General features: G+C 54.4%; 28 protein-coding genes and 1 pseudogene. All 29 read left to right on the top strand.

Annotation, left to right across the window (positions count from 1 at the left end; translation table 11 throughout):
* The first annotated feature begins 16 nt into the window (after positions 1 to 16).
* The 29 genes and pseudogenes from L6R21_27170 to L6R21_27030 all read left to right on the top strand — a co-directional run bounded on the left by L6R21_27170 (position 17) and on the right by L6R21_27030 (position 18,392).
* The gene (locus L6R21_27170) at positions 17 to 1,435 is read left to right on the top strand and encodes an MFS transporter (protein MCK6562888.1); all 1,419 of its coding nucleotides are present in this window, start codon (positions 17 to 19) and stop codon (positions 1,433 to 1,435) included.
* 346 nt (positions 1,436 to 1,781) lie between these two features.
* Positions 1,782 to 2,663: a DUF2652 domain-containing protein gene (locus L6R21_27165; protein ID MCK6562887.1), complete on the top strand. Its 882-nt coding sequence runs from the start codon at positions 1,782 to 1,784 to the stop codon at positions 2,661 to 2,663.
* A gap of 114 nt (positions 2,664 to 2,777) precedes the next feature.
* Positions 2,778 to 3,128 (top strand): YciI family protein, encoded by a 351-nt coding sequence (locus L6R21_27160; protein ID MCK6562886.1) that lies wholly within the window; start codon positions 2,778 to 2,780, stop codon positions 3,126 to 3,128.
* Between the two features lie 296 nt (positions 3,129 to 3,424).
* A complete protein-coding gene (locus L6R21_27155) occupies positions 3,425 to 3,796 on the top strand; it encodes a YciI family protein (protein ID MCK6562885.1) in 372 nt (123 codons plus the stop codon).
* A 135-nt stretch (positions 3,797 to 3,931) separates the two neighbouring features.
* The gene (locus tag L6R21_27150) at positions 3,932 to 4,162 is read left to right on the top strand and encodes a YciI family protein (protein MCK6562884.1); all 231 of its coding nucleotides are present in this window, start codon (positions 3,932 to 3,934) and stop codon (positions 4,160 to 4,162) included.
* 87 nt (positions 4,163 to 4,249) lie between these two features.
* Entirely contained in the window at positions 4,250 to 4,657 is a 408-nt protein-coding gene (locus tag L6R21_27145; protein MCK6562883.1) for a DoxX family protein, read from the top strand.
* A gap of 148 nt (positions 4,658 to 4,805) precedes the next feature.
* The gene (gene tsaA / locus L6R21_27140; GenBank protein MCK6562882.1) at positions 4,806 to 5,222 is read left to right on the top strand and encodes a tRNA (N6-threonylcarbamoyladenosine(37)-N6)-methyltransferase TrmO; all 417 of its coding nucleotides are present in this window, start codon (positions 4,806 to 4,808) and stop codon (positions 5,220 to 5,222) included.
* A 186-nt stretch (positions 5,223 to 5,408) separates the two neighbouring features.
* Positions 5,409 to 5,801, top strand: coding sequence for a YciI family protein (locus L6R21_27135; GenBank protein MCK6562881.1), 393 nt, complete (start codon positions 5,409 to 5,411; stop codon positions 5,799 to 5,801).
* 116 nt (positions 5,802 to 5,917) lie between these two features.
* On the top strand, positions 5,918 to 6,481 hold the full coding sequence (locus tag L6R21_27130; GenBank protein ID MCK6562880.1) for a dihydrofolate reductase family protein: 564 nt from the start codon (positions 5,918 to 5,920) through the stop codon (positions 6,479 to 6,481).
* Positions 6,482 to 6,495: 14 nt separating this feature from the next.
* Positions 6,496 to 6,882, top strand: a pseudogene (locus L6R21_27125) (YciI family protein).
* 24 nt (positions 6,883 to 6,906) lie between these two features.
* Positions 6,907 to 7,317 carry a VOC family protein gene (locus L6R21_27120; protein ID MCK6562879.1) on the top strand — a complete coding sequence of 137 codons (411 nt, stop codon included), beginning with the start codon at positions 6,907 to 6,909 and terminating at the stop codon, positions 7,315 to 7,317.
* A 156-nt stretch (positions 7,318 to 7,473) separates the two neighbouring features.
* Positions 7,474 to 7,950 (top strand): VOC family protein, encoded by a 477-nt coding sequence (locus tag L6R21_27115; protein ID MCK6562878.1) that lies wholly within the window; start codon positions 7,474 to 7,476, stop codon positions 7,948 to 7,950.
* A gap of 100 nt (positions 7,951 to 8,050) precedes the next feature.
* Positions 8,051 to 8,500, top strand: coding sequence for an AAC(3)-I family aminoglycoside N-acetyltransferase (locus L6R21_27110; protein MCK6562877.1), 450 nt, complete (start codon positions 8,051 to 8,053; stop codon positions 8,498 to 8,500).
* A gap of 20 nt (positions 8,501 to 8,520) precedes the next feature.
* Positions 8,521 to 9,087 (top strand): dihydrofolate reductase family protein, encoded by a 567-nt coding sequence (locus L6R21_27105; protein MCK6562876.1) that lies wholly within the window; start codon positions 8,521 to 8,523, stop codon positions 9,085 to 9,087.
* Positions 9,088 to 9,204: 117 nt separating this feature from the next.
* Entirely contained in the window at positions 9,205 to 9,621 is a 417-nt protein-coding gene (locus L6R21_27100) for an extradiol dioxygenase (protein ID MCK6562875.1), read from the top strand.
* A 124-nt stretch (positions 9,622 to 9,745) separates the two neighbouring features.
* Positions 9,746 to 10,603 (top strand): alpha/beta hydrolase, encoded by an 858-nt coding sequence (locus tag L6R21_27095; protein ID MCK6562874.1) that lies wholly within the window; start codon positions 9,746 to 9,748, stop codon positions 10,601 to 10,603.
* Positions 10,604 to 10,694: 91 nt separating this feature from the next.
* Positions 10,695 to 11,297 carry a dihydrofolate reductase family protein gene (locus tag L6R21_27090; GenBank protein ID MCK6562873.1) on the top strand — a complete coding sequence of 201 codons (603 nt, stop codon included), beginning with the start codon at positions 10,695 to 10,697 and terminating at the stop codon, positions 11,295 to 11,297.
* Between the two features lie 475 nt (positions 11,298 to 11,772).
* Positions 11,773 to 12,177, top strand: a complete 405-nt coding sequence (locus L6R21_27085; GenBank protein MCK6562872.1) for a dihydrofolate reductase family protein — start codon at positions 11,773 to 11,775, stop codon at positions 12,175 to 12,177.
* Positions 12,178 to 12,190: 13 nt separating this feature from the next.
* Positions 12,191 to 12,598: a DUF1801 domain-containing protein gene (locus L6R21_27080; protein ID MCK6562871.1), complete on the top strand. Its 408-nt coding sequence runs from the start codon at positions 12,191 to 12,193 to the stop codon at positions 12,596 to 12,598.
* Positions 12,599 to 12,609: 11 nt separating this feature from the next.
* A complete protein-coding gene (locus L6R21_27075) occupies positions 12,610 to 12,990 on the top strand; it encodes a DUF1801 domain-containing protein (protein ID MCK6562870.1) in 381 nt (126 codons plus the stop codon).
* 69 nt (positions 12,991 to 13,059) lie between these two features.
* On the top strand, positions 13,060 to 13,698 hold the full coding sequence (locus L6R21_27070) for a LysE family translocator (protein ID MCK6562869.1): 639 nt from the start codon (positions 13,060 to 13,062) through the stop codon (positions 13,696 to 13,698).
* Between the two features lie 3 nt (positions 13,699 to 13,701).
* A complete protein-coding gene (locus L6R21_27065; protein MCK6562868.1) occupies positions 13,702 to 14,430 on the top strand; it encodes a DNA alkylation repair protein in 729 nt (242 codons plus the stop codon).
* Between the two features lie 472 nt (positions 14,431 to 14,902).
* A complete protein-coding gene (locus L6R21_27060) occupies positions 14,903 to 15,421 on the top strand; it encodes a hypothetical protein (GenBank protein ID MCK6562867.1) in 519 nt (172 codons plus the stop codon).
* Between the two features lie 39 nt (positions 15,422 to 15,460).
* On the top strand, positions 15,461 to 15,835 hold the full coding sequence (locus tag L6R21_27055; protein MCK6562866.1) for a hypothetical protein: 375 nt from the start codon (positions 15,461 to 15,463) through the stop codon (positions 15,833 to 15,835).
* Between the two features lie 16 nt (positions 15,836 to 15,851).
* On the top strand, positions 15,852 to 16,241 hold the full coding sequence (locus L6R21_27050; protein ID MCK6562865.1) for a nuclear transport factor 2 family protein: 390 nt from the start codon (positions 15,852 to 15,854) through the stop codon (positions 16,239 to 16,241).
* Between the two features lie 32 nt (positions 16,242 to 16,273).
* Positions 16,274 to 16,726, top strand: a complete 453-nt coding sequence (locus L6R21_27045; GenBank protein MCK6562864.1) for an SRPBCC domain-containing protein — start codon at positions 16,274 to 16,276, stop codon at positions 16,724 to 16,726.
* 54 nt (positions 16,727 to 16,780) lie between these two features.
* A complete protein-coding gene (locus tag L6R21_27040; GenBank protein ID MCK6562863.1) occupies positions 16,781 to 17,179 on the top strand; it encodes a hypothetical protein in 399 nt (132 codons plus the stop codon).
* Between the two features lie 30 nt (positions 17,180 to 17,209).
* Positions 17,210 to 17,623 (top strand): VOC family protein, encoded by a 414-nt coding sequence (locus L6R21_27035; GenBank protein MCK6562862.1) that lies wholly within the window; start codon positions 17,210 to 17,212, stop codon positions 17,621 to 17,623.
* Between the two features lie 106 nt (positions 17,624 to 17,729).
* Positions 17,730 to 18,392 carry a class I SAM-dependent methyltransferase gene (locus tag L6R21_27030; protein MCK6562861.1) on the top strand — a complete coding sequence of 221 codons (663 nt, stop codon included), beginning with the start codon at positions 17,730 to 17,732 and terminating at the stop codon, positions 18,390 to 18,392.
* Positions 18,393 to 18,740 lie beyond the last annotated feature (348 nt).

Below are 18,740 nucleotides of genomic sequence, written 5' to 3'. Positions count from 1 at the left end.
AGAGGTCAATGCTCGCATGAGAGAATCCCCGCCCCAACCTGATCTCGTGTCATCTTCCCAGCCGGCTCCCGGCCGCGTGGATCCCAACCAACGCCCGGCGTTGCTGATTGCCTCGCTGGCCTCCTTCCTGACGCCGTTCATGGGCTCCGCGGTGAATCTTGCCCTGCCCCTCATGGCCCGCGAATTTGCCATGGACGCCGTGATGTTGAGTTGGGTCGCCTCCTCGTTCCTGTTGTCTGCCGCCATGTTTCTCGTCCCTTTTGGCCGGCTCGCCGACATTCACGGCAGAAAAAGGATCTTCACTTGCGGCGTCGCCGTTTTCACGTTTGCCTCATTGTTGACGGCGGCTGCGATTTCCGGCGCCATGTTGATCGCCATGCGCATCCTGCAGGGATTCGGCAGCGCCATGATCTTCGGCACCGGCGTTGCGATTCTCACTTCCGTTTTTCCTCCCGGCGAGCGCGGCAAGGCTTTGGGGATCAATTCTGCTGCGGTCTATTTGGGATTGTCACTCGGCCCGTTCTTCGGCGGCTTCCTCACCCAGCACCTGGGTTGGCGCAGTCTCTTCCTCATCAATCTGCCCGTGGGCGTGTTGCTGATTGCGCTGGTGCAACGGCTGCAGGGCGAATGGGCCGAAGCCCGTGGTGAGAAATTCGACCTGCCGGGCGCGATCATCTATATCGCCGCGCTCACGGCGATCATGCTGGGGTTTTCTCTGCTGCCGGCATGGCCGGGCGCGGTGCTGCTGGTGGCGGGCCTGGCGGGCCTCTTTGCTTTCACGAAATGGGAGCGGCAGACTCCGAGTCCGGTGCTGCGCCTGCAACTCTTCGCCAACACGGTTTTCGCCTTTTCCAACCTGGCCGCGCTGATCCACTACAGCGCAACGTTCGCATTGACTTTTCTGCTGAGTCTCTATCTGCAATACGTCAAGGCACTGCCACCACAATCTGCGGGTTTCATTCTGGTGGCCCAACCGGTGATGATGACGGTTTTTTCTCCGATCGCCGGCCGGCTCTCCGACCGCATCGAACCGCGGCTGGTCGCCTCCTTCGGCATGCTGTTGTCCGCGGCCGGACTTTTTCTCTTCACGTTTTTGCAGGAGAACAGCACGCTGCCTTTCCTCGTCGCGGGCTTGCTGCTGCTGGGGCTGGGGTTCGCGCTGTTTTCCTCGCCCAATACCAATGCCGTGATGAGCGCGGTGGACAAGCGCTTCTACGGCATCGCCTCCGGAACCCTGGGCACGATGCGGCTCACCGGACAGATGCTCAGCATGGGCATCGCCACGTTGATCTTCGCCATTTACCTCGGCCGCGTGCAAATTGCGCCGGCCAATTATCCTCTCTTCATGAAAAGCATGCACTCTGCCTTCACCATTTTTTCCCTGCTTTGTCTCGCCGGCACGTTTGCCTCCCTGGCGCGGGGAAAGGTGAGGTGAAAGAGCCGCGGGCTTGCAATCCCTCTGCCGATCACCGCCGTCACCGAACCCAAACTACACTGGCGGAAGGGGTTTCTCCACCGTTCGTTTGCCGGCAGCGCGAAACGGCGGCAATTGTGGCCAAAACCTCGTGCTGGCCTGTGGCAAATAAACGTTTACAGCCTTGCTCGCACATGTCGATTTTGCTCATCTCCAAACGACTACGCAGTAGAATCAGCCGGAAACTGCAGCTTGGCTCCCGCCAAAGGCTGTGACATAAGGTTGACACAAGCCGCTTTTATATTCCAAATCCGCGTTGAAGCAGAAAGTGGCGTGCCCATTTTTTAGAGTCTTAGCGAGATACAATATGCAACCATCAACTCACCAAGCCCTGTTGCTGCTCGCTGATATCAGCGGCTTCACTCAGTTCATGAAGTCACACGCGCGTGCCGCCGACCACGCCATGCACGTGGTGGTCGAACTGCTGCGTGCCGTCATTTCTGCGGCCGGCCCGCCGCTCAAGCTCGCGGAAGTGGAAGGCGATGCCGCCTTCTTCTATGCGATTTGCCCGGAAGGGGGCGGCGCTTCCGCTGAGGTTGCCGCAATCAAAAAGCAGGTGAGAAATTTCTTTCGATCCTTTCATCACACGCTCGACCGGCTTTGTGCCGCCTATCCGTGCGTCCGCGATGCACGGGAATTGAAACTCAAAGTGATCATTCATGCCGGTGCCGTGGCCCTCGAGCACATTCATGGATTTGACAAGCTCTTCGGCGTGGACGTGATCCTGGCGCATCGCCTGCTCAAGAATTCCGTACCTGCGCCGGAATATGTGCTGCTGACCGAATCGGCCCACAACTGGCTGGGCGATTTTTTTCAGATCAAACCGGAGAGGCAGATCGAATATTGTGAAGGCATCGGTGTGGTGGATACTGTCGTCTTCTTTCCGCCGGCGCATTCCGCCCGGCCGGTCACCGCGCCGGTGGCAGGTTGCTGGGGAAGTCCGGCAAAGCGTCGGCCTGCCGCCCTCAACGCGACGCGGCCGCGCCTTGACCTCCAGCGTAGCCCGTGGCGCAGTGGCGCATTCATGCCGCCACGCCCCGTCTCGTTTCGGCCTCTGCCGGTGCGCCGCCGCGCCCGGCCGGCAGCAACGGTGTGGATTGCCCAGCTTCAAACCAAATGGCGACGCGATGATCCGATTCCGCGCGGCAGTGCCGGCCGGCAAAGGCTGAGCTGCGGGCCGGCACCGTAGAATTCGCGCAGCGATCTGCAACGCCGCGGAGGCCATTCCAGTCAGTCGGCATGAGGGCTGCTGGTTGGCAGTCCAATTCCGCATTCAACCCTTGAATAACAACTGGAGGCCCAGATGAAATATATGCTGCTGATCTACTACGACGAAAAGACCCTGAGCGAAACCGAGCGGCAGGAATGCTTCGGTGCATCTACCGAGTTGGCGCATGAACTGCATGCGCAGGGACAGTATCTCGGCGCCAACCCGTTGTATCCGACCACGGCCTCGACCAGCGTGCGCGTCCGCCAGGGCAGGCGTTTGGTGACCGACGGCCCATTTGCCGAAACGCGCGAGCAGCTCGGCGGCTATTTCCTGATCGAGGCAAAGGATCTCGACGAGGCCATCGGTATTGCCGGCCGCATTCCCATGGTGCATACTGGCACGGTCGAGATCCGGCCGGTAGTTGAGCTGCCGGGATTGCCCTGATCGCAAAATCATCGGCAAACGGTGTCACTGCCACTTGCGCAGGTTGTCCGTCTTCACGAATTCGTGATCCACAAACAGAGCAGAGACGGTGACGCCAAACCCGCGGCTCCTAGGAAATTGCCTTGTGACATACTTGCCTCTGCCATTCTGCGCGATCGTCTTTGGCCTGGCCTGTTCACTTGGAGCATGCGTGCGTCAAAATTTATCGGTGCACGAGTTGGCGCGGATGTCGAAAGTGAGCGTCGTCGAACGACTACTAAAGGCAAACGACAGAATCTCACAAACAGGAGAAACCGATGAAGTATTTGTGTCTGGCTTACGAAGAAGAAAGCAAGCTCAATGCCCTGAACAAAAGTGAGTGGAGCGCATTGAGGCGCGAGACGCTTTCGTATGTCGAGGAGTTGCAGAAGGGCGGCTATCTCATTGCCGCAGAACCTCTCCAAAGCGTTCGCAACGCCGCCACCGTGCGCGTGCGCAGCGGCAAAGTCTCCATCACTGACGGTCCGTTCGCCGAAACCAAGGAAACGCTCGGCGGATTTTTTTTGATCAATGCGCGCGACCTGAACGAGGCCATTCAGGTGGCAGCAAAGTGGCCGTCCGCGCGCCTCGGCAGCATCGAAGTGCGGCCAATTGAAGATGGGCTGAAGGAAGACAAACGTTATTCTTGAGCATCGTGAAGGGAAACCAAGATGCGATTCATGATGATGGTCAAAGCCGACAAGAATTTCGAGGCTGGCGTTCCTCCCGATCCGGAACTCATGGCGAGAATGGGAAAATTCTTCGAGGAAATGGCGTAGGCGGGTGTGCTGCTCGCAGCCGAGGGCCTGCTTCCGAGTTCGAAGGGTTTCCGCATAAAATCGTCTGGAGGGAAGCTGACCGTGACCGACGGGCCATTTGCCGAAACAAAGGAGTTGATCGCCGGCTACGCGCTGGTGCAGGCGAAGTCGAAGCAAGAAGCGATGCAATTGGCGCAGCGCTTCTGGGAGATTCATGGGGATGGTGAAGGCGAGGTTCGCCAGGTCGCGGAAAGGTAGCGCCTCGTTCGAAAGGCATTTGCAGTGCTCCGGCGCCGCCGGCAGTGATTTCATTCGTTTGCGACTAAACTTATTTGGAGAAAACTCATGTCAGCACGCATTCAAGCCACTCCTGTTTCAAGGAAAAATCTCTGGGCCGGACGAATCATCAGCGCACTGGCGATTCTGTTCTTGCTCTTCGACAGCTCCGGGAAGTTGCTGAAGCTGGCGCCAGTCGTGGAGGGAACCGTTCAGCTCGGCTATCCCGAAAGCGCCATTCTCGGCATCGGGATCGTCGAGCTTGTGTGTCTTGCTCTCTATGTGATTCCGCGCACGTCGATATTCGGCGCGGTTCTGTTGACCGGGTTTCTTGGCGGCGCCGTCGCGACGCATGTGCGCCTCGGCAATCCGCTTTTCAGTCACGTCTTGTTTCCGGTCTATATCGGCGCACTTGTCTGGGGAGGGCTTTTCTTGCTCGATGGGCGGTTGCGGACACTTGTTCCGCTGCGGAGTTAGCGCCGGAATCAACACAAAGAAAACTGAGCAAACAGCGTGATGGGCCACGGAAAGCTAATCTCTGCTTACTCCTGTGTTGAAGATTTTTGTTTTCCATTTCTTTTCGAATAAGGTTCTGCCGCGAAGCGACTTTTTTTTGCAATGCACCATGCCTAAAACCGTTTACACCATCGAACCCATTGGCGTCATCCGTTCCGAATTGACCAGCCGCGCGGCGGCGCCGCGGCAGGGAGATGAAGGCGCGCCCGAGGCGTGGCTTGAGATCGAAGAACGGATGGCGCCAGGACTTGCCGGCCTCGCGGCCGGCGACGAGTTGATCATTCTCACCTGGCTGCACCGCGGCCAACGCGACGTGCTGCAAGTGCATCCGCGCGGCCAGCGCGAACGGCCGCTGATGGGCGTGTTTGCAACGCGGTCCCCGGATCGTCCCAACCCGGTGGGACTGCATCGCGTTTCGGTGTTGGAAGTCGCTGGAAGAAGACTGCGGGTCGCGCCCATGGAAGCAATCGATGGGACACCCGTTGTTGATATCAAACCGGCGCTCAAGGCGTTCGATGAGCGTTGATCTGCATCCAATCAGCCATGTCGATTTTGAGCGTCGTCGAACGACAAGAGTGTGAACGATCAATCAGAAAAAGCATAACGAGAATGGCAAATGTTATTCAACATAAGGAACTTGAACTGCGTGGCCTGAAGTGCGTGAGCCAGCCATCGGTGCTGATCGAATACAAAGGGATCAAGGAGAAAAATCATGAAAGACATCTGCCTCGGTTACATGGAACAGAAAAAGTGGGATACGATGTCCGAGGGCGAGCGCAACGCTTTCATGGACGAATGTCTCACTTATGATGATGAACTGCGCCGGAACGGCCACTTTGCCGGCGGTGAAGCGCTGCAAAGCGCGCAGAATGCCATTACTCTGCGCTGGCGCAACGGCAAGGTCGCAGTCACTGATGGCCCCTTCGCCGAAACCAAGGAACAATTGGGCGGCATCCTGGTGCTCGAAGCGCGCGACTTGAACCACGCCATTCAGTTGATGTCAAAACACCCCGGCGTGAAGGCGGGGCCTTTTGAGATTCGCCCGGCCGCGGACTTGACTGAGATGGTGGCAGAAAGCGCGCGGCGGCGTTCTGCGGGGAAGTAAGAAACGTAATTCGCATGCATGCGACTCGATCTTGTTGGACCAGAGTGGTCTTTAGACGACTTATGCCTCATAGCCTGCGATTTTGATCGCAGGCCCCCGGCTGAAAGGAGCAACAAATGAGAAAAGTCATTTTCGGAATCAATATTACCATGGATGGTTGCTGCGGCCATGAAGACATGATCGCGGATGACGAGTTGCATGCGTACTACACCGATTTATTGCGCAGCGTGGATGTCATCCTCTTCGGCCGCAAAACCTATCAACTGATGGAATCCTACTGGCCCGTTGTGGCAAAAAATCAGTCAGAGACAAAGGCGGTCAACGAGTTCGCGCAGACGATTGATTCGCTCCCCAAGATCGTTTTTTCAAAGACACTGAGCCGTGTCGATTGGAAAAACACCAAGCTCTCCCGCACGAACATCGAGGAAGAAATACCGAAGTTGAAGCAGCAACCGGGCAAAAATATCTTCATCGACGGTCTGAGTATCGCTTCGCATCTGACACGGCTCGGCCTGATTGATGAGTATCGCATTGCGATTCACCCGGTTGTGGCGGGTAAGGGACCGCGCCTGGTGGAGACGACCGATCTTAAGGAGCGGCTGCACTTGCAACTGGTCGAATCACAGACATTTCGTTCTGGAGTTGTTACGCTTTGTTACAAAAAACATTTACGAAGTTGAAAGGAGATACAATTATGCGTTTCATGATGTTGATGATTCCAGCAGTCTATCAACCTGGCAAGAAGGTGGATTCGAATTTCACCCCGAACGCCGAGGCCGTCACTGCCATGATGAAGTACAACGAAGAGCTGGCCAAGGCCGGCGCGCTGATTGCCCTCGATGGCCTCCAGCCGCCGGTGAATGCCGCGCGCGTTGCGTTTTCCGGAGGGAAACCGGTGGTGACCGACGGACCTTTCATAGAATCGAAAGAAGTGCTCGGCGGCTATTGGATGGTTCAGTTCAAGTCAAAAGAAGAAGCAATCGAATGGGCCAAGCGCTGCCCGGCGGAAGAGGGCGATGTGATCGAGATCCGGCCGGTGTTCGAAACTTCCGATTTTCCACCGGAGGTGCAAAAGGCCGCAGACAATCCCACCGTGCGCGCGCAGATTGAGTATCGCCCAAAAATCTTCGTTAATCTGCCCGCAAAAGACCTTAACCGTTCCGTTGCGTTTTTCACCAAGCTGGGTTACAAGTTCAACCCGCAATTCACGGATGAGAAGGCGACCTGCATGATCGTTGGCGAAGACATCTTTGTCATGCTGCTGGTCGAGAAGTTCTTCAAGACCTTCACGCCCAAAGCGATTGCGGATGCGCAGCGCAGCACTGAGACGCTGGTGGCGCTTTCGGCAAAGTCGCGTGAGGAAGTGAATCGCATCGTCGAGACCGCGCTCGCAGCCGGCGCCCGGCGCTATGCCGAACCCAAAGACCACGGCTTCATGTACCAATGGGGCTTCGAAGATCTCGACGGCCACATTTGGGAATACCTGTGGATGGACCCCGCGCAGGTTCAGGGCTGATGTACTCCCCGAAGCGATCTCATCAAGAAGCAGCGAATACCGGCATGGTCATTATCTGAATTGTTTTGTCTGAAATGATCATGCCGGATGCACTGAGAACCGGGCGCAAAGGTTTTTCCGTGTTTCATCTTTCTTCAAGAATCGAGGAGAATCACCATGGCCACCGTCAAACCAAGAATCGTTCCGCATCTTTGGTACGACAAGGAGGCGAGGGAGGCAGCAGCGTTCTATTGCTCGATCTTCCCTGATTCCAAAATCACGAACGTTACCACACTCCATGACACACCCACGGGCGACTGCGACATCGTCTCGTTCAAGCTTTCCGGCCAGCCATTCATGGCGATCAGCGCCGGACCGCTATTCAAGTTCAACGAGTCGATTTCGTTTATCGTGTATTGTGACACGCAGGAGCAGATCGACCATTATTGGAATAAACTCTCTGCGGTTCCAGAAGCCGAACAGTGCGGCTGGCTCAAAGACAAGTACGGTCTCTCGTGGCAGATCGCGCCGGCCGGCATGGACGAGATGATGCGCCACGGCAGCCCGGAACAGATCGCGCGCGTGACCCAGGCTTTCCTCCAAATGAAGAAGTTCGACCTCGCCGAGTTACAGAAAGCGTATGAGCAGGCATGAGCAATGGCATTTCACCAACTCGCCCGATAGGACGTCTTGCGGCACAGTAATTCACCTCACGAAATCGATCACGGAACGGAAAACGAAGCAGGCGTTATGAATGGAATACACCTACAAAATTCTTGCTGACACCGATGTGCCGCTGCTCAAGAATCTTCTCACGGTTTTCGGCGAGGCATTTGGTGAGCCGGATACTTATCAAAGCGCTGTACCAAGCGAGCAATACCTGCAAGCGCTGCTGGGCGAGCCACACGTTGTCGCGCTTGTCGCTCTCGATGGCGAAACCGTCATCGGCGGACTGGTCGCCTATGAACTCCAAAAATTCGAGCAAGAACGAAAAGAAATTTACATTTACGACCTTGCCGTCTCAGCGGCGCATCGCAGAAAGGGTGTTGCGACGAATCTCATACGGGAGCTTCAGCGGGCTGCCAGAGAGCGCGGCGCTTACGTCATTTTTGTCCAGGCCGATCAAGGAGACATTCCCGCGATACGCCTGTACCAATCCCTGGGCAAGCGTGAGGACGTCCATCATTTTGACATTCCAGTTTGACAGAGGAAAAGAGGGCTGACATGCAAAAATTGATCGCTTTCAATCATGTGTCGCTGGATGGTTACTTCACCGACGCGAACGGCGACATGAGCTGGGCCAAGGCGGATCCCAATGACACGGAGTGGAATGCCTTTGTCACAGAAAATGCCAGCGGCGGAGGCACGCTCGTGTTCGGCAGAGTCACCTATGATATGATGGCCAGTTTCTGGCCGACGCCGGCAGCCATGCAAATGATGCCGGCTGTTGCCGAACGCATGAACAATCTCCCGAAAGTGTTGTTTTCGAGGACGAAGGACAAGGCCTTGTGGAACAATACAAAACTGATAAAGGACAATATCGCGGCGGAAACCAGAAAACTGAAGGAAGCGCCGGGCGACGGCATGGTGATTTTGGGAAGCGGCACCATCGTCGCGCAATTGGCGCAGGAAGGTTTGATCGATGAATATCAAGTTGTCGTCAACCCTCTCATTCTTGGCAAGGGCAGGACGATGTTCGACGGTGTCAGAGAGAAGCTGGCGCTGAAGCTAACCAAGTCGCGGACTTTCGGCAATGGGAATGTCTTGCTGTGTTTTGAGCCAAGGCGGTGACGCACGCGCGCATCGACGGAATTCACAAGCCCGAAAATTTGCAGCAGGCTTCAATAAACGGACCTCACCAAAAAGGCCAGGGTGGTAGAAGCAATTGACCCAAAAGGAGAAATCATCATGACCAAAGAAATATGGATTAACCTGCCGGTAAAGGACGTCAACAAATCAAGGGAGTTTTTCACCAAGATAGGATTTACTTTGAATCCGCATTATGGCAACAATGAGGAATCGGCCAGCTTCTATGTCGGAAGCAAGAATATCGTGCTGATGCTATTTGCGGAACCGGCGTTCAAGAACTTCACGCACCATGACATTGCCGATACGAAAAAGGGCACGGAAGTGCTGCTTTCCATTGACGCGGAGAGTCGGGCCGAAGTGGATGAACTGGCCAGGAAGGCGGAAATGGCAGGCGGCACCGTCTTTGGCAAACCCGGAGAACATCAGGGCTGGATGTACGGTTGCGGATTTACTGATCTCGACGGCCATCGGTGGAATGTGCTGTACATGGACGTGAGCAAAATGCCGCAGGGGTGAGAAATGGAAGAGTGATGGGCGATAGGCGCGCCCCTCGCTCGTCGTCCTTCGCCTGTCAACCAATGCCTGTTATGCAGCGCGGCATCTTCAACGCTCGCACTAAAATAATCATTAGGGATCAAGCATGAAGACAACAGCTTTTATCCTGACGATGTTCCTGTCGTCTGTCGTATCGGCGCAGCAAAAACCAACTACGGGCTACGCGCCGGTCAACGGACTCAAAATGTACTACGAAGTCCACGGAAGCGGCGAACCTGTGGTGTTGCTCCACGGAGCGTTCATGGCAATTTCAGGCGACTGGGAAGCGTGGGTCCACGAACTTTCCAAAACCCATAAAGTGATCGCCGTCGAAATGCAGGGACACGGGCGCACGGCCGACATCAACCGCGATATTACTTCCGAAAACCTGTCCGACGATGTGGCAGGGCTGCTCGATTATCTCAAGATCCCAAACGCGGACATCATCGGTTACAGCTTGGGCGGCGGCGTCGCGATCGAGTGTGCGATCCGACATCCGGAAAAAGTGCGAAAAGTTGTCAGCATTTCAGCCCCGATCCGCCGCGACGGCTGGGTCAAGGAAGCGGATGACTTTTGGCCGACACTCACGTGGGAAATGTTCAAAGGCACTCCTCAAGAAGCCGAATATAGGAGGCTAAACCCGACGCCCGACAAATTCCCTGATTTTGTCAATCACATCAAAGCGACAGCTTTGAAACCATACGACTTCGGCGCCGACAAACTCAAGGCCACCCAAGCGCCGATGTTCTTTATCCACGGCGACGCCGACGGCGTACGGCTCGATCACATCGCGGAAATGTACCGCCTCAAGGGCGGCGGCAATATCCATGGCGACATGAGCCCGCGATCGACATCGAGATTGGCCATATTGCCCAACACCACACACGTCACGCTGATGGAGCGCATGGCCATTATCGTCCCGATGATAAATGACTTTTTCGACGCAAAGCCGCAAGAGCAATAAAGGAAGCCCGGCGTATGGCGCAAAGTCAGCCCTTGAGCCGTTGCGAAGGCTGCAGAACATTTACTCTGTAATCCGATAGAGGAGAATTACCATGAGAAAAATTATTGTGTTTGAACATATCTCACTGGATGGTGTCATGCAAGCCCCAGACGGGCCAGACGAAAACACCGGCGATGGCTTCGCGCATGGTGGGTGGGCAAGTCCATATTATTCCGATGAGATTTTTGGAACGACGCTGAAAACGCAGATGAACATGCCGTTCGACCTGCTGTTAGGACGCAAAACCTTTGAAAGCTGGGCGCAGTTTTGGCCGCAACATGCAGACGAATATGGATGGCCGGGCGTTAACACGGCGACCAAGTACGTCGCATCGAATACCATGACATCCAGTGAATGGAAGCCGTCAGTGTTTTTAAATGGAAACATTGCAGAAAAAGTGGCCAAAATCAAAGGACAGCAAGGCCCCGACTTGCACGTTCGGGGAAGTGGTCATCTCATTCAGACGCTTCTCAAACATGATTTGATTGATGCGTTCTCGCTGGTGATATATCCGATCACGTTGGGCAGTGGAAAGCGGTTGTTTGCCGATGGCACAATTCCGCTGGCGTTCAAGGTGACGGAAAGCATAGTCGGCTCGAGTGGCGTCATGGTCGTGAATTACGAGCGTGCAGGCGTAATCATAACCGGAAGTTGAATAAGCGTGGATATTAGCGCACGAAGAACGGCGTGCGCGAAATGTCGCATGTCGAATAAATCGCCCGACTGCGATTTGATTACAACAGAAACAAAAAGAGCGGAGTTTGTGGAAATGGCAGAAGCCGCATAACCCAAACACCGCCCAACAATGTGGACACCTGACGCTGGGGTGTCTGCAACAATCCCAGACAGTCTCCTACGCCTAAGCCTTCTTCTGGTTGAACGGCCTCGCCGTCCCCGCCCCAACGCAGGTAACGCAAGCCGTTGGCCGCGATCAAAAGGAGAGTGTAAATGAGAAAGATCGTTGCGCATCTGATCATGGCACTGGAGGGAGTCGTGAAGTTTGATGCGGTCATTGGTACGATTATGAAACATCGAAATGCGGAAGAGGTGTTGCCGGATTTCTTTGCAAAAGTAGCTCAGGAAGATGCCATGCTGCTGGGGCGCGTCACCTATCAGGAGTGGACGGACTATTGGCGGCTTCGACGCATGAGCCATTCGCCAGCCATATCAACACCGTACCGAAGTATGTGGTGTCCAACACGTTGGATTCAGCAGCCTGGGGATCGCGGGGGAACGCAATGTTGGTCAAGGGCAACCTCGCCGGCGCGATCGCAAAACTGAAGCAGCGGTCCGGCAAAAACATCGGCATCCACGGTAGCCCCACATTGGTGGAATCCATGCTGCATACAAACCTGCTCGATGAGCTGCGACTGGAAATCTACCCGGTGGTCGCCGGCAGCGGCACGCGTCTGTTTCAGGACGGGCGTGCGATCAAGCAACTTCAACTTGCTGATTCGAAGATAACGAAAAATGGCGTGGCGATCTTGAACTACCAGCCGGCGAACAGTGCCAAGGACGCCTCACCGAGTCGATAGAGCAACAATTCCTATGAAAAAAGTCGCTTCAAATCCCGGCGCAAAACAGAGTGTTCAGGCCAAAGACGTCGACGCTTATCTCGCGTCGGCGCCAAAAGCGTTACGCACAGTTCTCGAAAATCTGCGCAAAGCCATCAAAACCGCCGCGCCGAAGGCCGAAGAGGTGATCAGCTATCAAATTCCGACCTACAAATATCACGGGCCGTTGGTTCACTTCGTCGCACGCGCGAGCTATTGCAGTTTCATCGCGGTGAGCAAAACGGTCTTGGAAAAATTCAAAGGCGAGCTTGAAGAGTTTGACACTTCGGGAACCACGATTCATTTCACGGTTGAGAATCCGCTTCCGGCGGAGCTCGTGAAGAAAATCGTCAAAGCGAGAGTTGCTGAGAATGAAGCACAGGCCAAGCTGAAACGAAAGTGATGAGGATAGCGATGACTTCAAAAAAGGCGCGGCCCACAAACATCACGGAATACATCGATGCTGCGCCCAAAGAGACGCAGAAAAAGCTGCGTGAAATGCTGGCGTGTATTCGCAAAGTCGCACCCGGAGCGAAAGAAGGCCTAAAGTGGGGAATGCCGGCTTTCTCCTATCAGCGGATACTCGTCACATTCAAAGTCTTCAAGCATCACCTCGGCTTCTATCCCACGCCCTCTGCGGTAAAAGCCTTTGCGAAAGAGTTGGCGAAGTTTAAGACGGCGAGCGCTTCGATCCAGTTTCCGCTCGACCAGCCGCTGCCTCTCACGCTGATCCGCAAGATCACCGCATTCCGCGTGAAAGAAAGTCTCGAGGAAGACGCGAAATGGCGAACATGATCTCACGGCTGCGGCTTTCTGCAACAGCTTCGGTATGAATTGGCTCAACTCAAGAGGAGAAAGTTTTTCATGTTCGACCATTCGACTCTCGCCTTGTTCATGGGCGCGACATTGGTGTTTCTGCTCACGCCTGGCCCCGCGGTGTTTTATATCGTCGCGCGCAGCATCGATCAAGGCCGTACTGCCGGCTTCGTTTCAACGCTCGGTCTCAACACCGGCTCGCTCGTGCACGTTGCCGCCGCGGCTTTTGGCGTCTCCGCAGTGCTCATGTCTTCGGTTACGGCGTTTAACCTCGTCAAATATCTCGGCGCGGCCTATTTGATCTATCTTGGCGTGCGCAAGCTGCTGGTGCGCGAGGAGGAAGAAACGCTGCACACGCGCCGGCCGCAAAAGCTTTCGCAGATTTTTTCGCAGGGCGTGCTCGTGAGCATTCTCAATCCGAAAACCTCGCTGTTCTTCTTTGCGTTCTTGCCGCAATTCGTCGATCCTGCTCGCGGCAGCGTGACTGCGCAAATTCTGTTGCTGGGCGGCATTTTCGTGGCGATGGCATTTATGAGCGACAGCCTTTATGCGATACTCGCCGGAACGTTAGGACAATGGTTAAAAAGAAACGTGCGCTATCTGCGCTGGCAACGATATTTTGCGGGCAGCGCCTATATTGCGCTTGGCCTCGGCGCGGCGCTGGCCGGATCAAACAAAGGCAAATAAGCGATGGCAATGGAAATGACCGCCAGGCAATTCGTCAAAAAATTAGAAACACTGCGCTCCGCGACGGAGCTGAAGAAGATTCAGCGCTATTTTAAATCCGGCGAAGGCGAGTACGGCGAAGGCGATGAGTTCATGGGCGTGCGCATGGGGCAGGTCTTCGCGCTGGCCAAAGAGTTCATGGAAATGCCACCGAACGAAATCGAAAAACTGATCGAGAATCCGATTCACGAAGTTCGGGTTGGCGCGGTGAGCATAATGGATTGGCAGGCGCGCAGCAAGAAAATTTCTGCTGAACGCCGAAAAGAGTTGTTCGATCTTTATATCAAGCGCCATGATCGCATCAACAATTGGGATTTGGTGGATCGCAGCGCGCCTTATGTCGTTGGCGGCTACTTGTTCGACAAGTCGCGCGCGATTTTGTACAAGCTGGCGCGCTCAAGAAATATGTGGGAACGCCGCACCGCGATTGTCAGCACGTTCTATTTTATTCGAAAGGGCGAGATCGACGACACTTTCAAAATTGCCGAAATGCTGCTCAACGACAAAGAAGATTTGATTCACAAAGCCGCCGGCGGATGGCTGCGCGAGGCGGGCAAAAAAGATCCCAAAAGATTGTTGAGCTTTTTAGATCAGCACGCCGCCACGATGCCGCGCACTTTCTTGCGCTATGCGATTGAGCATCTTGATAAAAAGCAGCGCGAGCATTACCTGAGTATGAGGAAGGCGGAGTAAATAAATTTGTGCATGAACGACTGGATTGTGCTTCCACAATTAGCATCACTACTCATCACAAGATCAAAGGCCCAACGCCATGAACCAAAACACGAAGCGTTCGATTTTTCGCTGGATTCATCTCATCTTTAGCATTCCGATACTCGGTTATATTTATAGCCCGTTTGAAGAAATTCCAAACTACGCCCCTGCGGTTCGATATGTCTTCCTTCCTGTGCTCGCCCTCGCGGGACTTTGGATGTGGAAAGGCTATGTCCTGCGACGACTTATTTCGAAAGAATCGGCCCGACAGGATGCTGTGAATAAACTGTAGCGCCTCGTGGCGGCCTGCCACAAAGAAAAGTGCCGCCGAACAAAGCGTCGCGCCTGGCCGGGCCGGCGCAACGGCTTTTCGAGATATCACCTTCCGCGTGGCGGGCCGATGGAGGCGCCTAACCCATCGACGACAAACTGATTTCTTGGAGAGGATGGCATGGAAAAATTTGTCGGCTGCTGCAAGGAGGAGGTGTGCGATAAAGAAAATGATATCATATTTCCCATGCTGGCTAGGTACCCAACGAACACGGCTTCAACACCCGTTGCATTCGGGGCATTTTCATTGGAGGTGGCGATGGACGCGCCGATTGCGGAGGGCCGCTTTCCGTTGGTGATGATTTCGCACGGCTCCGCCGGTTCCTGTTTGGCGCATCGCGCGCTCGGCATGTACCTGGCCCAAAATGGATTTGTCGCGGGCATGATCGGGCATCCCTTCAATAATCGCCACAACAATGAATTGCAATACACCCTGCAGAAGATGAGCTATCGCCCGCGGCATCTGCGCATGGCGATCGACGCGGTTTGTGCTCATGCACAATTCAAAAATCATGTTGCGCAAGAAAACGTTGCGATCACCGGCCACTCCGTCGGCGGATACACCGCGTTGGCGCTTGCCGGCGGCGCGCCGCATACGCATGCGCTTGCGGCGCTTTGTCAAAAAAGCACTCGCGGTTGAGCACTAAGTTTTAGCTGCGACCTTTTAGGATACATCATTGTGCTGCGACAGAGCATCGTATTCTTCAAGAAAATAAACGAAGCCTTTACGACCGGCGATACGGAATTCATGGCGGCCAATTCCACCGATGACGTTCAGGGGATCATTGTCGGTTCAAAAACAACTCAGGGCAGGAATGAATTGATCAAAGAGATGAAAGCAAGAAAGATGGAATATGTTGTCGCTCTGACGTATTCATATTTTATCACGCATGGCAACAAGGCGGCGATCAACGGCACCATGAGAATTGCAGGGAAGTCCAGACGCGGCAAGCTGTACGCGTTCTGTCATATTTATGAATTGAATAAATTCAAAAACGGGCAGGTGAAGGTCATCACTTCGTACATCATCGAAACAACACAAGTCAAGTATTGAAACAAAGGATGAACGTATGCCGGAAAACAACAACCCCAATGAAATCCAAATCCTGAAGGCACTGTCCGCGGCGTGGGATCAAACCCTGGCCTCCAACGACGCAGAGGCAATCGACCGTTTCATGGCGGATGACTGGGCCATCGTTTCGGAGCACGGCGCGATGACCAAGGAAAAATTTCTTGCCATGGTCGCCTCGGGTGATTTGACGCACGAAACATTCAAGGGAGAAATCATATCGGTTCGCCAATACGGCGAGGTGGCTGTTTTGTCCGGTCGCGTCAAGAATAACGGTCACTACAAAAGTCAGCCGTTCAGCTCGGACGAGTGGACGACCGACGTGTTTGTGAAACGCAACGGCACGTGGCTATGCGTGCATAGCCATATTACAGCGGTAAAACCAGCTTGAAAAGTGACCATCAATCTCGAAAGGAGAGTCTCATGAACAAACTACGTTTTTCAATCGTTATCAACGCGCCGAAAGCTAAGGTGTGGAACACGATGCTCGACGATAAGACGTATCGTGAGTGGACGGAAGCATTCACGCCTGGTTCACACTACGTCGGCGACTGGAGCACCGGGAGCAAAATACTTTTTCTTGGGCCAGACCCGAAGACGGGCCAATTGGGCGGTATGGTGAGCCGCATCAAAGAAAACCGCTTGCACGAGCATATCTCCATTGAACACCTCGGTGTCGTGCAAGACGGAAAAGAGGACACGACGAGCGACGCGGTGAAAGCGTGGGCTGGCGCGCATGAAAACTACGCCTTCAAAGAGAAAGCCGGCGCCACCGAAGTGTTGGTGGATATCGACATCAATGACGAATACAAGGACATGTTCCAGGATATGTGGCCGAAGGCCCTCCAAAAACTCAAAGAGCTGGCGGAGAAGTAGATCAAATTACCAAACAAGATCGTTCCACGTTGACAAGATTAAGGATGATGCATCATGAACAAAACAACCATCAAAAGCATTGGCGCAGTGCTCGCGGGATTGATTTTCATCGTCATTACGCACACGGCCACTGATGCGATTCTCGAAAACGCGGGCGTGCTGCCCAAAGGCCATTTCTTTGTCGGAACCGGGCTGATTCTGATCGTCATCGGTTATCGTGCCGTTTTTAGTCTCATCGGATGTTATCTCACGGCCAGGCTCGCGCCGCGCAGTCCCATGAAGCATGCGCTTGTACTTGGCCTTATTGGCCTGATCTTGGGATCGATCGGCGCCATCGCGGCGGCAGATTTGGGACCCGGTTGGTATGCCTGGACGCTGGCGGTGATTGCGTTGCCGATTGCCTGGCTTGGCGGAAAGCTGTTTGAGTTGCATCGAGCTGTCATGCAATCCTAAACAGAAATACAAGCAACGTTGGAGGTTATTATGAAAAATGACAAACATCCCACCTATGGCAACGGCAAGGTGTGCTACATTGAAATTCCGGCGGTCGACGTCAACCGCTCATCTTCGTTTTACCAGGCGGTCTTCGGCTGGAAAATCAGGCAGCGCAGCGGCGGCCACCTCGCTTTTGACGACGCAGTGAACGAAGTGAGCGGCACATGGGTGCGCGGCCGGAAAGCAGCGACGGAACCGGGCCTGCTCATTTATATCATGGTTGATAGCGTCGCTGCAACCCTCGATGCGATTGTTGCCAATGGCGGCAGAATCGTGCAGCCCCTCGGCATGGATGCGCCTGAGATCACCGCGCGATTCAGCGATCCGGATGGAAACGTTCTCGGACTCTATCAACACCCTGCGAAAGAAAATTCGAGGCGCGTTGCTCAACCACGCCCGTGAAAACGCGCGATAGAATATTGTGTCGGTGAGGATTTAGCTTGCACGCAACCGCGAGCGCAGCAATCATATGTTCATCTCCTTATCTGCACGCAAAAGGACTGCGACTATGAGTTCAAAAGGCTACAAAGGGATGGGGATGGAGGGATTTATCGCCCGCCAGTACGACAAATCCGCAAAACGTGATATGGCCGATCTTTACCGGGCGTGGGCAAGGAAATTGTCCGAAGGGCTGACGGAGGGCGACCAGGTCCTTGAAGTCGCTCCCGGGCCAGGTTATTTGTCGATCGAGCTGGCAAAACTTCGAAAGCTGCAAATCATCGGACTCGACATCAGCGAAACCTTTGTCACTATTGCGCGGAGGAATGCGCAAATCGCCGGCGTGAATGTCGATTTTCGACTTGGAAATGCTTCCGCCATGCCATTTGAAAATGAGGAATTCGATTTCCTCATGTGCACGTCGTCATTCAAGAATTTCAGCGAGCCAATCAAGGCGCTGGGCGAGATGCACCGCGTGTTGAAACCCGGTGGGAAGGCATGGATCAGCGATTTGCGGCGCGATGTTTCGGATGAAACCATTGATCGCTTCGTGAATGATACCATGAAGGTGAAAGGCTTTGGCGGAGCGTTCATGAAATACACCTTCAAGAATTCGCTCAGGCCGCGCGCCATGACCGCAACCCAGTTCAAAGAACTCGTGGCGCAGACGCCGTTCAACAATTTTGAAATCACCGAGAACGCAATTGACCTGGAAGTATTGCTTCACAAGTAAACAAGACATGACCCATGGACAAACGACTCGCCACCAGAACCGGGAAATGTTTTTGGGGAGTCTGAAGAGACGTTCGGAGAAGTCAAAAGGGCGAAGCCGGTGATTCACGTCCTCGCCGCGCGCACAATCATCTGACCTACACTTCGCTTTGTTGCTCTTTGCATCGTCATCCGCCCGCCTTGCAGTCCCGATCATACTTCAAAGCTCCGACTTCATTCGTGTCATCTGGCCTCGCCGCCTGCTCACCCTCCGATCCATGCAGTCAGAGTTGGGGCCCGTTAAAAAACAAAGTATACAATTCTGAAAGTGCTTAATTTCGGGGCTTGATTGTGTAATTCCATTCGCCGT

This window comes from bacterium (genome assembly GCA_023150945.1).
GTDB lineage: Bacteria > Zhuqueibacterota > Zhuqueibacteria > Zhuqueibacterales > Zhuqueibacteraceae > Coneutiohabitans.
The sequence above is the reverse complement of the archived record's forward strand: the minus strand, read 5'-3'. Positions and strand labels throughout refer to the sequence as shown.